15 protein-coding genes are annotated in these 13678 nt (G+C 66.0%); 4 read left to right on the forward strand and 11 right to left on the reverse strand.

Features of this window, described 5'->3' with window-relative positions:
• Nucleotides 1–63 precede the first annotated feature (63 nt).
• Nucleotides 64–762, forward strand: coding sequence for a Crp/Fnr family transcriptional regulator (locus QTI24_RS11780; RefSeq protein ID WP_286600567.1), 699 nt, complete (start codon nt 64–66; stop codon nt 760–762).
• Between the two features lie 42 nt (nt 763–804).
• Here the strand turns inward: QTI24_RS11780 and QTI24_RS11785 are convergent, their stop codons facing one another.
• From QTI24_RS11785 to QTI24_RS11795, 3 genes are all read right to left on the reverse strand, one after another.
• Entirely contained in the window at nt 805–963 is a 159-nt protein-coding gene (locus tag QTI24_RS11785) for a DUF3309 domain-containing protein (protein ID WP_286600568.1), read from the reverse strand.
• Entirely contained in the window at nt 960–2159 is a 1200-nt protein-coding gene (locus QTI24_RS11790; protein WP_286600569.1) for a DesA family fatty acid desaturase, read from the reverse strand. Before QTI24_RS11790 ends, QTI24_RS11785 begins: the two co-directional genes overlap by 4 nt.
• Before the next feature lie 481 nt (nt 2160–2640).
• Entirely contained in the window at nt 2641–3366 is a 726-nt protein-coding gene (locus tag QTI24_RS11795; protein ID WP_286600570.1) for a sulfite exporter TauE/SafE family protein, read from the reverse strand.
• Between the two features lie 196 nt (nt 3367–3562).
• On the opposite strand from QTI24_RS11795, the gene QTI24_RS11800 reads away from it, so the two are divergent.
• Together QTI24_RS11800 and QTI24_RS11805 are read left to right on the forward strand one after the other, a co-directional pair.
• Nucleotides 3563–3967: a hypothetical protein gene (locus QTI24_RS11800; RefSeq protein WP_286600571.1), complete on the forward strand. Its 405-nt coding sequence runs from the start codon at nt 3563–3565 to the stop codon at nt 3965–3967.
• Between the two features lie 65 nt (nt 3968–4032).
• Nucleotides 4033–4272, forward strand: coding sequence for a hypothetical protein (locus QTI24_RS11805; protein ID WP_286600572.1), 240 nt, complete (start codon nt 4033–4035; stop codon nt 4270–4272).
• A 29-nt stretch (nt 4273–4301) separates the two neighbouring features.
• Here QTI24_RS11805 and QTI24_RS11810 read toward each other — a convergent pair whose 3' ends face one another.
• The 5 genes from QTI24_RS11810 to QTI24_RS11830 all read right to left on the reverse strand — a co-directional run bounded on the left by QTI24_RS11810 (nt 4302) and on the right by QTI24_RS11830 (nt 8811).
• A complete protein-coding gene (locus QTI24_RS11810; protein WP_286600573.1) occupies nt 4302–5480 on the reverse strand; it encodes a HupE/UreJ family protein in 1179 nt (392 codons plus the stop codon).
• Nucleotides 5481–5514: 34 nt separating this feature from the next.
• Nucleotides 5515–6720, reverse strand: coding sequence for a tetratricopeptide repeat protein (locus tag QTI24_RS11815; RefSeq protein WP_286600574.1), 1206 nt, complete (start codon nt 6718–6720; stop codon nt 5515–5517).
• Nucleotides 6720–6983 carry a hypothetical protein gene (locus QTI24_RS11820; RefSeq protein ID WP_286600575.1) on the reverse strand — a complete coding sequence of 88 codons (264 nt, stop codon included), beginning with the start codon at nt 6981–6983 and terminating at the stop codon, nt 6720–6722. Before QTI24_RS11820 ends, QTI24_RS11815 begins: the two co-directional genes overlap by 1 nt.
• A gap of 10 nt (nt 6984–6993) precedes the next feature.
• Nucleotides 6994–8478 carry a DUF4331 domain-containing protein gene (locus tag QTI24_RS11825; RefSeq protein WP_286600576.1) on the reverse strand — a complete coding sequence of 495 codons (1485 nt, stop codon included), beginning with the start codon at nt 8476–8478 and terminating at the stop codon, nt 6994–6996.
• Between the two features lie 75 nt (nt 8479–8553).
• Entirely contained in the window at nt 8554–8811 is a 258-nt protein-coding gene (locus QTI24_RS11830) for a hypothetical protein (RefSeq protein ID WP_286600578.1), read from the reverse strand.
• Between QTI24_RS11830 and QTI24_RS11835 the strand changes: the two genes are divergently transcribed.
• Nucleotides 8810–11155 (forward strand): DUF6351 family protein, encoded by a 2346-nt coding sequence (locus QTI24_RS11835; RefSeq protein WP_286600581.1) that lies wholly within the window; start codon nt 8810–8812, stop codon nt 11153–11155. The two genes, QTI24_RS11830 and QTI24_RS11835, sit on opposite strands and share 2 nt — an antisense overlap.
• A gap of 6 nt (nt 11156–11161) precedes the next feature.
• Here QTI24_RS11835 and QTI24_RS11840 read toward each other — a convergent pair whose 3' ends face one another.
• From QTI24_RS11840 to QTI24_RS11850, 3 genes are read right to left on the reverse strand one after another with little or no spacing between them, the layout of a single operon-like run.
• Complete coding sequence (locus tag QTI24_RS11840; protein WP_286600583.1) at nt 11162–12133, reverse strand: Bug family tripartite tricarboxylate transporter substrate binding protein; 972 nt, start codon at nt 12131–12133, stop codon at nt 11162–11164.
• Between the two features lie 48 nt (nt 12134–12181).
• The gene (locus QTI24_RS11845; protein ID WP_286600585.1) at nt 12182–12946 is read right to left on the reverse strand and encodes an SDR family oxidoreductase; all 765 of its coding nucleotides are present in this window, start codon (nt 12944–12946) and stop codon (nt 12182–12184) included.
• Nucleotides 12943–13671, reverse strand: coding sequence for a fumarylacetoacetate hydrolase family protein (locus QTI24_RS11850; RefSeq protein WP_286600586.1), 729 nt, complete (start codon nt 13669–13671; stop codon nt 12943–12945). Before QTI24_RS11850 ends, QTI24_RS11845 begins: the two co-directional genes overlap by 4 nt.
• Nucleotides 13672–13678 lie beyond the last annotated feature (7 nt).

A 13678-nucleotide genomic window follows, 5' to 3' on the forward strand; every position in this document is an offset into this window, starting at 1 on the left:
CCGCGCCGAGGCAGTCATCGCGACGACATTTGAGATCAGGGTTTACGAGGCGCTGGAGCGTTCATGCATCACGACAACAAAAAATCCCTGTCCCTTTCGATCCCCGCGCTGCTGGAGCTGTCCGGCTGGTTTCCGCAACTGGAGCGCGAGGCGCAGGCGCGCGTGCTCGATGACATGCGCGAGCAACGCGTCGCTGCCGGCGCCGCGCTGTGCCGCCGCGGCGAGACCCCGATGCATTGGTACGGCACGCTGGAGGGGCTGCTCAAATGGTCGCTCACGTCTGACGACGGCCGTTCCGTCACCTTCGGCGGCCTGTCGGTCGGCAGCTGGTTCGGCGAGGGGACGCTGCTGCGCGCCGTGCCGCGCACCGCCGACATCATCGCGCTGCGGGACAGCCGCGTCGCGGTGCTGCCCATCGACACCTTCGAGTGGCTGCACAGCACGCAGATGAGCTTCAATCACTTCCTGCTCGTGCAGATCAACGAGCGGCTGCACTGGTTCATGGGCAACTACGCGGCGCAGCGGCTGCTCGATACCGACAGCCAGGTGGCGCGGGCTCTGGCGGGGCTCTTTCATCCGTGGCTGCACCCGCTCGGGCAGACGCACCTGGAGACCTCGCAGGAGGAGATCGCGAATCTGTCGGGGCTGTCGCGGCAGCGGTGCAATGCGGCGCTGAATCGGTTGAAGGAGGCGGGGCTGTTGAGGATCGAGTACGGGGGGATTACCGTGATTGATCTGGAGGGGTTGCGAAGGCATCTATGACTGCTTCCTCGTCACGACCAGTCATAGGAGCCTTCGCCCGAGCTATATCTTTCCCATCAACAGCAATACGACCACGACCAGCAACACCAGCCCGATGCCGCCGCTGGGGCCGTAGCCCCATGTCCGACTGTGAGGCCAGGTTGGCACTGCGCTCACCAGCATCAGGATCACGACGATCAGCAGAATTGTTCCCAAGGTCATTTCATGTCTCCTCTCAGTGAGTCGTAGCAGCGCAGGGTTCGAGAGAAGTCACGCAGCGCTCCGATGCCGCTTTCCTCGGCTTGCCGACACCAGTCTTCCAACTGTTTCACCAACTGCTCCTTCGTGGCAGTGGATCGGCCCCATAGGGCAGTGAGATCCTGCCGTGTCGAATAGATGGTGCGCAGCACGGTGCTGGAGTCCAGCGCTTGTCTCAGGACCGCGCGCTGCGGTTCGGGCAATTGCGCCGCATCTCTTTGCAGCAGGTACTTGACCGGGTCCAGCGCCTTGAAGTCCATCGAACCGGGCAGCGCGCTGGCTCGGAGGCTGCAAATTTCTCTCACGGCAACCGGACGCAGCGATCGGGCGAACCTGGCCAGCACCTCGTAGCGGTGAGTGACGACAGCTTGCAGGGTGCCCGCGTCACATTGAGTCTTGGATGCGTCATAGCGGATCCTCGGCGCAACTCTGCGCACCTTTGCAAGGTGCAGAGTCTCCAATATGCGGATGTACATCCAGCCGATGTCGAACTCCCACCATTTGTTCGACAGTCTGGCGGAGGTGACGTAAGCGTGATGGTTGTTGTGGAGTTCTTCGCCGCCAATCAGGATGCCCCAAGGAACGACATTGCTGGAGTTGTCGTCGGGCGAGAAGTTGCGGTAGCCCCAATAGTGACCGATGCCGTTGATCACGCCCGCTGCGAAGACCGGTATCCATAGCATCTGCACCGCCCACATGCTGAGCCCGATCGGGCCGAACAGGGCGATGTCGATTCCCAGCATGAGGCCGATGCCGAGGCGGGTGTACTTCGCATACAGGTTGCGCTCGATCCAGTCGTCCGGCGTGCCGCGGCCGTATTGCTCGAGCGTTGCGGGATTCCGGGCTTCCACGCGATAGAGTTCGGCGCCCTTGAACAGCACTGTCATGATGCCGTGGAACTGCGGGCTGTGGGGGTCTTCCGAGGTTTCGCATTCGGCGTGATGCTTTCGGTGAATCGCCGCCCATTCCCGGGTCACCATGCCGGTGGTGAGCCACAGCCAGAATCGGAAGAAGTGGCTGATGGCGGGGTGAAGCTCCAGAGCTCGATGCGCCTGATGTCGATGCAGGAAGATGGTGACCGCTGCGATGGTGACGTGGGTCAAGCCCAGCGTGACGAGCATGAGTCCCCACCACGGCAGATCGAGCAGGCTGAGTTTCATCACAAATCCATTTCAGGAATGCGGCGACCACCGTCAATCTCGGAAGTTGTCTCAATGTCCCTGGCCGCAATGCTAGTCAAACAAGGGAAGCTGTCTGTGCGCTACCGAACGGTGAGCCGGATTTTCGATTTCCATCCGATAAGGCTGAGACTCGGAACTTCCCCGCACACCCATGGTCTTGCTATGCGCGAGGCGCTCGCGGCCTCCAGTTGATTGCGCGGTGCAAGGCGAAGGTCGCACGGCGGCCCGGGCGGGCGGCGACCGCGGCGCAGCTTGGAGGTCTACCAAGCCGCCGCATGCCTTCACGGTCTCGTCGATTCATGGCGGGCGACGCGCATCGATGACTCCGCAACCAACTCCAAGGAGGTACGAGCCTTGGTGGCAGTGGTCTATGCGGAATGCGAGCGCCGCCTGGAAGTTGCCAAGGCCACCATCGCATCGATTTGCGGCGCAGCGGCTGAGCCAAGAACAATGCCGGTCTTCACTGAACTGCTCTCCACAGCAGCGCAAATCCGGGGACCAGCATCAGCGCATCCAGCATGCGATGAAACGTGCTGACTTCCAAGCGTTTGAGTACGGCCTTGCCTCCGTACGTACCCACCATGAGCGAAGCCCCGACGATGCCCCCTTGAAGCAGGATCTCCACCGGCGCTGCTCCCAGTTGCCTGAACGTCGCAACCTTGCTGACGTACAAGACCAGCGCACTGGCAGCCTCGGTCGCAACGAAAGCCCCGGAGGCCAGACCATACGCGGTGAACACAGGCACGCTGAGCGGTCCAGTCGATAGAACCAGGCCGGTAAGGAATCCGATCAAGGCGCCTGCCAATGCCAAGTGCCACAGGGTCGGACGCCACGCCAGTCGCGCCTGCAAGCGCCTGAGCGGAATCATCGCCAGGAAGAAGATTCCGAGCATGGCCTCCACCACCGAAGACGGAAGCGCCAGCATCGTGCTCGCACCAAGAGCGGCAGCCGGCGCCCCGGGTATGGCGTAGGCTGCCACGGCCTTCCAGTCGATCTCGCTCCACCAGGCCGCAACGCGAGCCATGTTTCCCAACACCGCCGCGACCGCCATGATGGGCACTGCATGCTTGGGCCCGAACTGGTACACGAGGATCGGAAGGAGCAGCAGCGATGAGCCCGTCCCGATGATGCCGCTGACGCACCCGGCAACCAGTCCGACGACCAGAACGAAGAAGTAGGAAAGCAAACCGGAGAAGAAAAGGAGGAGGGCACCTGAGCAGGAGCAACGCCACTCGCTGCAACCGCCGTTCCTGCCCGATTGTGGTCGGTGCCTCCGTCAGTGTGCACGCGCTCCGACGGCGTCGTTGCGAGCCGGCGACGCCCTGGAGCCGTCGCGGTCGAATGTGAGACGATGCCGATCGGTGCATTGACGGGATCGCGTGATGCCGAATCCATGGAAGCGTCGTTTCATCCTGTTCGTCCAGCGCTTCTGGCAGCCCACCAGCGCCTGCATGACCTGCATGCCCGGAAGTCTTGGCAATCTCCTGAGCATTCCCCATTGGACGCTCGCGTTGCAGACAGGCCTGTTCACCGGCCTGCTCGCGGTACTGTTGACCTTCACGCCGGCCACCAGGCTCTTCGCGAACCGCTATGGCAACGCGCTGCTCGTCGGTATCCTGACGATGATCGGCGACACCTTCTCCCATCCGGGGCACTACGGCTTCCCTCGTCTGGAGGCCCTGGTGACGGGCATCGTCTCCGGCCTCTTCACGCTGGCGGGCTCGTATCTGTTCGAGGATCGCGCCCGCAGGCTGCGGGCACTGTGGGCGCGGGTTCGTGGGCGCTGAGGCGTCAGCATTCAGTCATCGATCTGCCTCACAGTGGAAACTGCTCAACCTTGGGAAGGAAGCAAATGCCTCACAGGAAAAAAGCCCCAACCGAGCGCATCGAGGTCACCGATCAGGTGGGCAAGCGGCACGTGGTCGTGCGGTACACCGAATCCCTCGAAGCGAGCCCCGGCGAGGTCGCGGGCGTTCCACGCGAAGTCGCCACCGAATACCGCCTTGCGACGGGAAAAAGCGTCGTCAAGACCAGCGACGACACGTTCCAGACGGATGACGGGCTGCTTCAGCTCAAAGCGTTGCAGCGGTGACGACGCCGACGCATGGCGTTCGTCAGGGTCTAGGAAAACGGCAGCACCTTGAGGTCGAAGACCCGCTCCATGAACCAGATCCCCGCGATCAGGACCGCCGCGGTCGACCCGCCGTGCAGCAGCACCGGCTCGTAGCGACGCCAGTGGCGCATCGCCAGCAAGGCGCCGAGCGCCACGAACACGACGACGAGCTGACCCGCCTCCACGCCGAGATTGAATTGCAGCAGCGCCAGGACGAAGCCCCGCGTCGGAAGCTCCATCTCGGCCAGCGCGCCGGCGAACCCGAAGCCATGGATGAGACCGAACAGGAAGCTGAACAGCTTGCGCCGGCCTCGCAGCACGGGGTAGATGTTGTCGACCGCGGCGAGCAGGATCGTGATCGCGATGGCCGGCTCGATCACTCGCGGCGAGATGTTCACGATGTTCAGCGCGGCCAGTGCCAGCGTGATCGAGTGCGCGACGGTGAACATCGTCACGATGCCGAGCATCGGCAAGACCGCCTCGCGCCAGGTCACCACAGGCTCCCAGCCGCCGCCGCCGGCGCAGCGGCGCAGCACCGCGGGCAGCAGCAGGCAGATCAGGAAGAGCACGTGGTCATATCCGATCAGGATGTGATGCACGCCATCGCGAAACAGGCTCGCGTCGGGCGACGCAGCATCCGCCGGATTCGCACCCTGCCCGCCGTCGCGCGAAGCCGAAGGCCAGCCCAGGGTGACCGGGCCGCCGGATGGGTCCAGCGAACGCACCAGCGGATCGTTGCCGGCCGCCTGCGTCGTGATGCGCAGCAGGCCGCGGTGCGTGGGGTCGACCTCGCGGAACAACTGGTAGTCGATCGACAGCGCCGTCGCGGCATCGCACCGGGCCTGGAGTTGGAAGACGAGGTAGGCACCGTCGATGCGATCGTCCACCGCCGGCGGCGCAGCCTGAGTGAAGGCGCAGCGCCCCTGCTGCAGCCGGAGGCGCGCTAGCGCATAGGCGCGGATCTCGTCCATGCGGCCATGGATTTCGCCCCAGCTCAGTTGGCGGTCGCCGTTGCGGTCGAGATCGAGCACTGCATCGAGGTCGCGCAACGCGATGTCCCAGCGCAGGTCCATCGCATCGCCGGCGGCCTGCATCTGCAGGTAGGCGTCGCTGGCCTTGTGCGCATGCGCCATGCGCGGTCCGGCCGCCAACAGTGTGAACAGCAAGACCATCACGCATGCGCTCATCCAGCGCATCCGCCGCGCGTGTCCGGTCGTCATGTCAAAGAACGGCGTCGATACGCGCATCGCGCAACCCCGTGCGTTGCATCAACGCCCTGAGCTCGCTGCGCGCTTCTTCGTCGTTGGCCGCGGCGGCGGCGCGTGCGAGCAGCAACAGGTCGATCGGCTCGCGCTGCAGGCGGACGTTGGCGCGGGCGAGGTCGAGCGCTCGCTTGGCGTCACCCTCGACGTCGAGTGCGAACAAGGCACCTTCGCGTGCATGCGCTTCGGCATATCCCGGCCGCAGCGCGGCCGCGTCGAAGCGGGCGCGCAACTCCTCGGAATCCTGGCGAGCGATGCCCATGCCGGCTGCCCGACGTGCGGCGATCGCCAACCGCAGCAGCACCGCATCGCTGCGAGGCTCCTTGATGAGCAGCGCAGGTACTTCGGCAGGTCGCTTCTCGCGCAGCAGGAAGTCGCTGTACGCGATGAGGAGATAGCCCGAGCGCTCGGCCTGCAGCGCCTGTCTGTAGAAGGCTTCGGCCGCGGTTGGGCGACCCGCGAGTTCCTCGATTTCAGCGAGGCTCGTAAGCAGCCATTGGCGCGTGCCCGCCTGCTGCGCGCCCTGCACCATCGGATCGGCCAGCAAGCCGCGCAGGGTGTCGCGTGCGGACGGATGGTCACCACGCAAGCCGGCGTTCTCGGCCAGGCAGGCCAGGCCATAGAGCGCGGAGCCGGCTTGGCCCAGCGCCCGGCACGCGGCGTCCGACTCGGCATAGCGACCCCGCACGCGCAGGATCGTGGCCAGCGTGATCCAGGCCTGCGCGTTGCGGGGCTGCTGGGCCAGCGCCGACTTCAACGTGGTTTCGGCCGCATCGAAGTCATGCAGGAACTGCGCGACCGTGGCCCGCATCACCAGCACGGCAGGCGGCGTCTGCGCCGCCGCTGTCGCGTCCCACGCCTGCAGCGCGCCCATGGCGTAGCCGGCGTAGCGCGCATCGCCCTGCGTTCGCGCCAGTTCCAGGTAGGACTGGGCGGCAGCGATCGCGGTGGCTTCGTCAGTCGGGCGTTGTGCCAACGCCTGCCGCAGCCGTCGTTCCCCGAGCGACCAGCTCGCGATGGCGGGCAGGGTCTCGACGATCGTGTCGTCGCTGGCCGGCACGCGCGGTGTGGCGCCGAGCGGCACACCGGCCGCCAAAAGCAGCGCTGCCGCTGCCAGCAGGCCGCATCGCACGAGGCCGGCCGTTGGGCCATGGAGTGTGCGCATCACTGCGTGGCGATGGGTTCCCGGGTGTCCGTGGTCGTCGGCGGATCGAAAGCCGTCACATCGGCGGGTTCCGCCGTGTCCAGCGCGGTCGCGACGAGCGACTTCACATAGGCCAGAAACGCATCGAGAGTGTCGGGGTCCGCAGGCGGCGTCATGCCGCCGATGGGCGGAAAGTAGCCGCCGCCCCCACCACCACCGCCGCAGGCGGCGACGACGAACGCCGCCACCAGCGGAAGGCCGATTCGAATGATCATGCGCTTCATGTCGTGCTCCTTATTGCGAGCCCGGGAGGGGCGTGTTCAGGTAGGGAAACGCGTCCGAGAACTGCGCGGGGCTCTGCAGCGCGCCGTCGGTCAAGGCCGCACCGCCCGCGGGCGCATCGCCCGGCTTGCAGCCGACCTTCAACGCATCGAGCGCACCGGTGGCCACGCACAGCGCCCCCATCGCGACGCGCAGCTCGGCGTCCACCACATCGTCGCCGGGCCGGCGGCCGTTGGGGAAGCCCGCGGTGTCACCGGCCAGCACTCCCAGATTGCTCTGCCTGGCCTTGGGCGTCGGCATCACCGAGGTGTTGAGCCGCAGCATTTCCGACGGCTTGACATTGGCGGGCTTGTTGACGCCTTCGACGCCGGTGAGGAAGGCAGCCACCAGGTCGGTCCGCGGGAAGTTGGTGGGCGCGGTGGCGCCCGGGAACAAGGTCTGGATCAGGGCAGGCAGGGTCGGATTGGTGACGTAGTCGGCGAACTGGCCATCGTCCTTCGGCTTGGAGCTGTTGAACTTGTCCTTGTCCTTCAGCCCGACCACGACCTCGTTGACCAGCGGCATGCCCAGGCGCGAGACCTGCGCCCACGGGCCGCCGTTCAGCGTTGTCGTGCCATGGCCGCTCTTCGGCGGGCTGGCAATGAGCCGGCCCTGGCGCACGCTGGCGGTGGTCCATCCGCCGATGATGGGGCTGGCCGCGGTGGTGACGCAGGAGATCGGAACCTCCAGCGCCATCGTGGTCACGTTTCGGTTGGCGAGCGCGTCAGGATTTGCGCTGGTGGAGCCGAGCGGATTGAGGTTGATCAGATCGAACACCTGGCCCAGCGCAACGGTGAACGAGTCCTTGCGCTGCCCGACGAACACACGGCCGGGCGTGGCGCAGCCGGGGATGTTGACCGCATAGAGGTGCTGGTTCGCATAGCTGGCATAGCCGGTCGGGCCGCCGAACGTCTTGTCGCCGATGTTGTCCGTCGGCTTGTCGAACACCATGCCGCCGCCGGCCATCGAGACCGGATCGACCCGGCCCGTGCGGCGGTCGCCACGCACGATGTCGAGCGTGTAGGTCTCGCGCAGGTTGCTGGTCGGCTGGTTCGGCGCCGAGATGGCGCCGGCCTGCACCAGTGGAATGGACACCTTCTTGTCGGCGATGGGCAGTTGGATGTCGCGCAGCGTGTGGGTGAACTTGAAGCGGAACGTGATGTTCTCCACCGCGTCGCCGTCGGTGTCGAGATGGATCTCGTAGAGCGCGTTCGGATCCATCGCGAAGTAGTTCGGCCCTCCGTACGGGCTCTGGTCGGGCTGGTAGTTGGCGATCAGGGTCACGAAGCCCTCGCGGCCGGCCTCGTAGCTGCGGAACATGTAGAAGTCGGTGGCATCGACCTTCGGCATGCCGGTGATCGAGGGCGCCTCGCGGTGACTGGACGCCAATGCGCTGGCGGCGGCAATTGCACAGGTGGCAAGCACGCCAAACTGGATGGATGGGTTCGAGAGTCTCATGGGCATCACCTCAACTGGTTGTCTGGCTGGAAATTGACGTGGGCGATCGGGTGCTTGAATGAGTACCCGAGACTTCTACGCACCGGCGGCGCCGTTGGATGTGTAAATGAGTGCAATGCCTGCCCCGGCCTTGGCGACCGCGATGGGCCTTGAAATTTCGAAGGCACGGCACACACTGGGAGTGCAGGGATGCACATCCGGCGTGGAGAAGCTTATGAACAGCACGCGGGTTGAATCGAGCCGTCGGCGCTTTGCGTGGTCGTTGCTCGTTGCGTTGTCCGTCGCATCCTGCGGCGGTGGAAGCGGCGATTCGTCCGGGTTGGCGTCGTCCATGAAACCCTCATCAACCCCGGTGCCTGCCGATACGACCGCGCAAGCGCTGGACGCGAAGTCCGGGGACGTTCGCGACGACAAGCTGCTGCCGGTGGCCATCCGGATCGTGTCGAGTGCACCGCAGTGGGTATCGGGAGGCGATGCGCGCATCGAGGTGTGGGCGCCGCCCGGCTTGCACGACAACCTGGAGATCTGGATCAACGGCCGGAAGACTTCGCAGGCGCTGGTCTCGCGCGGGTTGCGGCTGGAGGGCGTCGTCAGCGGGTTCATTGACGGGGACAACAGGCTCGAGGTCCGTCTCGCGCACGGTCTCATCGTCGCGGATTCGATCCGGCTCACCAACCACCCGATCAAGGGCCCGATGTTTTCCGGCCCCCACCAGCACCCCTTCGTCTGCACGACGAACCAGTTCGGACTGCAGCCGAAGATCGACTCGGACACCCCGGCCGGCTACACCGTGCTCGGCGCAGGGGGCACCATTGCCGGCTACAGCCGCGACTGCTCCATCGACAGCTTCGTGACCTATCTGTACTGGGCGAGCGGCAACACCTGGAAATTGCTGCCGCCTGGCGACACGGGACCGGCCGACATGACCCAGATCACGCTGGCCGACGGGACCACAGTGGACTTCATCGTGCGCCGCGAAGTCGGCACCATCAATCGCTTCCTCTACAGCTTCGCGATGTTGGTGCCGCGTGGAGAGGATCCAGCCCACCCGAACATGAGCCTGTGGAACGGCCGCCTCGGCTACTACTTCGGGGGCGGCGTCGGGGTCGGCCATTCGCAAGGATCCGTGCAGAGCGGTTCGCTCGAGCCTGAAATCCTGAAGCGGGGCTATGCCATCGCGCACTCGAGCGGCAACGTCACGAACACCCACTACAACCTGCAGCTGGCCGGCGAGACCGCGATGATGACCAAGGAGCGCTTCATCGAGCGCTACGGCGTGCCCGCGTACACCGTGGGCCTGGGCGCCTCGGGCGGTGCCGTCGCGCAGTACATCCTGGCGCAGAACCATCCCGGCATCCTGGACGCCGCGCTGCCTGTGCAGTCCTACCCCGACATGGTGTCGCAGGTGACCAGCGTGGGCGATTGCGAGTTGCTCGAGCATTACATGGACGTGACCGACCGGAACAACGTGCGGTGGCAGAACGTCAAGAACCGCACGCTGCTGGTGGGCATGAACGGCGAGCCCCTGGTGACCGACCCGATGTCAGCGATCAAGCCGTTGCTGGGCCTCGGCGGTCCGAGCATGACCACCGGTTCGACCGAGTGCGTGAACGGCTGGCGGCGCGCCTTCCCGCTGGTGATGAACCCGTGGTTCGGCCGCGCAGCCAACTCGGACAACTACGTACCGCAAAGCGACATCGTCGGCCCAATCCCCCCCGCCATCCAGTGGACGCACTTCGATGACGCGCGCAACATCTACCGGCTCGACGCCGATGGCTTCGCGCGCCACACGTGGGACAACATCGGTGTCCAGTACGGCTTGATGTCGATGAAGGAAGGCAGCATCACGCCGGCGGAGTTCCTCGACCTCAACTTCAAGGTGGGCGGTTGGAAGCAACCGAGGGACATGGTGCAGGAGGGCTACCCGGTGAATCCATTGGTCACGCTGCCCATGGTTGTCGCGGACCCCGCGCTGTTCGACCCCTGGAGTCGGCGCAACATGACGCTCGCCCCGGCCGAGGACCTGCCGGCGCCGCGCACCGAGGGCAACCTGGAAGCCATGCGGGCGGCCTACACCTCCGGGCTCGTGTTCAGCGGGCACATGCCGCTGCCCACCATCGACAGCCGCCAGTACCTCGAGCGAGAGGTCAACATGCACAACGCGCACCAGTCCTTTGCGATACGCCAGCGCGTGCTGAAGCGGATGGGGACCAGCGATCACCTGGTGATCTGGTTCACCGACACGATGCCCGGAGTAGTGCCGAAGGCCGATAAGAACCTTGTCGTGGTCGACGTCATGGCGCAGTGGATGGCGAACATCCGCGCTCATCCGTTCCTGGGCATCGCCAGGAACCGGCCGGCCGATGCGGTGGACAGTTGCTTCGACGTCGAAGGCAAGCTGATCGCTTCGGGGTCCACCGTCTGGGACGGCATTCTCGACAACAAGCCGAAGGGCGCCTGCACACTCGCGTTCCCGCTGTTCAGCACCTCGCGCATCGTCGCCGGCGCGCCGTTGGAAGGCGGGGTCTACAAGTGCGCGCTGAAGAGCGCGGACACGGCGTTGCAGGACGGCACCTATGCGCCGTGGGCGCCCGACCCCGCGTCCGTCGCAAAGCTCAAGCAGATCTTCCCGCAGGGCGTCTGCGACTACAGCAGGCCGGACCAGGGACGACCGTAGCCAGACTCACTCCGCCGCGATCCCCGCCTCCTTGACGACCTTGCCCCACTTGGCGAGGTCGGACTTGATCAGCGCGGCGTACTCCTGCGGCGTGCCGCCCTGGATCTCGATGCCGGCGGCCTCCAGCTTGGCCCGCACGTCGGGCATCTTCAGCGCCGCGTTGATCTCGGCATTGAGCTTGGCGACGATCGCCTTGGGCGTGCCGGCTGGCGCCAGGAAGCCGCCATTCGTGCTCGCGTCGTAGCCCTTGAGGCCCTGTTCCTCCGCGGTCGGCACGTCCGGCAGGGACATCGACCGCTTGCGGCTCGACACCGCAATGGCGCGCGCGTTGCCGGCCTTCACCTGCGACTGGATGGCGCTGATCGTGTCGATGTACAGCGCGGTACGCCCGGCCAGCAGATCGGGGTGGGCGGCGGCGGAGCCCTTGTAGGGCACCAGCAGCATCTGCGTGCCGCTCGCCATGCGGAACATCTCGGCCGCCATTTCCTGCGCGCTGCCGCGACCGGAGGTGGCGACCTTGGCCTGGTCCGGGTTGGCCTTCATCCAGGCCACGAACTCGGGCAGGGTCTTGGCGGGAATCTGCGGGTAGATGGCGAACACCAGCGGAACCTCGTGGGTGTAGACGATGGGCTCGAAGCTTTTCTCCGGGTCCCAGCCCAGGTTCTTGAACAGGAACTTGTTGATGTTGTGGCTGCCGCCCACGATGCCGATCGTGTAGCCGTCCGGCGCCGACTTGGCGAGCACGTCCGTGCCGAGGTTGTTGGAGGCGCCGGGCTTGTTGTCGACGACTACCGGCTGCCCCATCGACAAGGCCAGCTTGTCGCCCACGACGCGGGCGATGGTGTCGATGGCGCCGCCTGGCGGGGCGGGCACGATGATCTTGATGGCGCGGGTCGGGTAAGCGGCCTGGGCCGATGCCAGGGTCGGCACGATGGCGAGCGATGCCGAGACGGCAAGGAACAGGGATTTGAATTTCATGGAAGTCTCCTCTGGCGGGTGGATCGGTCGGTGGGTTCTCTGGCCGCGCTAGCCGCGCCCGACGAAGGGCATGGCGCTGGCCATGACGGTCATGTTCAGCACGTTGGCGCTGAGCGGCATCGCGGCGATGTGGCGCACCGCATCGGCGACGTGGCTCGCGTCCATCATGGGTTCGGGCGCGATGGTGCCGTTGGCCTGCAGCACGCCGCGTGTCATGCGCTCGGACAACTCGGTCAGCGCATTGCCGATGTCGATCTGGCTGACCACGACGTTGAATGCACGGCCGTCCAGGGCCAGCGCCTTGGTCAGGCCCGTCACCGCGTGCTTGCTGGCGGTGTAGGGCGCGGTGAAGGGACGCGGCGTGTGTGCCGAGATCGATCCGTTGTTGATGATGCGTCCGCCTTGCGGCAATTGGCGGCGCATCAGGCCGAAGGCCGCGCGCGCGCACAGCAACACGCCGGTCACGTTGGTGTTCAGCACGCTGAACCATTTCTCCAGCGGCAGCTCGTCGATCGGGATCGCGGGGGCGTTCACCCCGGCGTTGTTGAACAGCAGGTCCAGCCGGCCGAAGCTGCGATCGATGGTGTCGAACAGGGCCTGCACGCTGTCGGGCTGGGTCACGTCGGTGGGCACGGCCATGGCGGTCTGGCCCCGCGCCTCGGCTTCGGTCGCCAGGGCCTGCAAGGGCTCGGCACGGCGGCCGGCCAGCACGACGGCCCAGCCGTCGTTCAGCAAGCCGAGGGCCACTGCGCGGCCGATGCCGCTGCCAGCGCCGGTGACCAGGGCGATCTTCCTGGGGGTGCTTGTGTTCAAAGAGAGTCTCCTGTTGGGGGTGATGTCGAAAGGGCGCTCTCCACGGTCATGGAGAACTGGCCGATGCCCGCCACGCCGCCGCTGACGACATCGCAGGGTTGCAGCGGGCCCACCCCTGCGGGTGTGCCGGTGAAGATCAGGTCGCCGGGCGCGAGCGTCACCGACCTCGACAGCATCGCCACCAGTTCGGGCACCGGCCACATGAGGTCGGACACGTCGGCGCGCTGGCGCTCGATGCCGTTGACGGCCAGCCACACGGCCCCTTGTCTCGGATGGCCGCAAACCTCGGCTGGCACGATGGGCGTGCAGGGTGCCGAGTGGTCGAAGGCCTTGGCGGCCTCCCACGGGCCACCCGCATGCTTCGCTTGCGTCTGCAGGTCGCGCCGCGTGAGGTCCAGTCCTGCGGCATAGCCCCAGATGTGATGCTGTTCCACGTGCGCCGGGTCGATGTCCCGGCCGCCGCGACCGATGGCCACGACCAGTTCGATCTCGTGGCAGAAGTCGCTGGTGGACGGGGGATAGGGCAGAACGCCGCACGCCGGCACGACCGCGTTGGCGGACTTCATGAACCAGGCGGGCATTTCAACAAGCGGCGTTGTCTGCTCGTCCCGGCTCCATCGGTAGTTGCGGCCGATGCAGTACACGCGCCCGACGGGAAAAACCGCCGTGCTGCCGGCCACCGGCACGGTGGTCGGCGCAGGCGCAGGAAATACGAACTCCGTCATGGATGCC

The organism is Variovorax sp. J22P240 (assembly GCF_030316855.1).
Lineage (GTDB): Bacteria > Pseudomonadota > Gammaproteobacteria > Burkholderiales > Burkholderiaceae_C > Variovorax.

Excerpts from the sequence above, each read along its gene's own strand:
- QTI24_RS11785 (WP_286600568.1), bottom strand. The coding sequence starts at position 963 with ATGACCTTGGGAACAATTCTGCTGATCGTCGTGATCCTGATGCTGGTG.
- QTI24_RS11780 (WP_286600567.1), top strand. The coding sequence starts at position 64 with ATGCATCACGACAACAAAAAATCCCTGTCCCTTTCGATCCCCGCGCTG.
- QTI24_RS11835 (WP_286600581.1), top strand. The coding sequence starts at position 8,810 with ATGAAACCCTCATCAACCCCGGTGCCTGCCGATACGACCGCGCAAGCG.
- QTI24_RS11850 (WP_286600586.1), bottom strand. The coding sequence starts at position 13,671 with ATGACGGAGTTCGTATTTCCTGCGCCTGCGCCGACCACCGTGCCGGTG.
- QTI24_RS11815 (WP_286600574.1), bottom strand. The coding sequence starts at position 6,720 with ATGCGCACACTCCATGGCCCAACGGCCGGCCTCGTGCGATGCGGCCTG.
- QTI24_RS11825 (WP_286600576.1), bottom strand. The coding sequence starts at position 8,478 with ATGAGACTCTCGAACCCATCCATCCAGTTTGGCGTGCTTGCCACCTGT.
- QTI24_RS11810 (WP_286600573.1), bottom strand. The coding sequence starts at position 5,480 with ATGAGCGCATGCGTGATGGTCTTGCTGTTCACACTGTTGGCGGCCGGA.
- QTI24_RS11830 (WP_286600578.1), bottom strand. The coding sequence starts at position 8,811 with ATGGACGACGCCAACCCGGACGAATCGCCGCTTCCACCGCCGCAGGAT.
- QTI24_RS11805 (WP_286600572.1), top strand. The coding sequence starts at position 4,033 with ATGCCTCACAGGAAAAAAGCCCCAACCGAGCGCATCGAGGTCACCGAT.
- QTI24_RS11800 (WP_286600571.1), top strand. The coding sequence starts at position 3,563 with ATGCCGAATCCATGGAAGCGTCGTTTCATCCTGTTCGTCCAGCGCTTC.
- QTI24_RS11790 (WP_286600569.1), bottom strand. The coding sequence starts at position 2,159 with ATGAAACTCAGCCTGCTCGATCTGCCGTGGTGGGGACTCATGCTCGTC.
- QTI24_RS11840 (WP_286600583.1), bottom strand. The coding sequence starts at position 12,133 with ATGAAATTCAAATCCCTGTTCCTTGCCGTCTCGGCATCGCTCGCCATC.
- QTI24_RS11820 (WP_286600575.1), bottom strand. The coding sequence starts at position 6,983 with ATGAAGCGCATGATCATTCGAATCGGCCTTCCGCTGGTGGCGGCGTTC.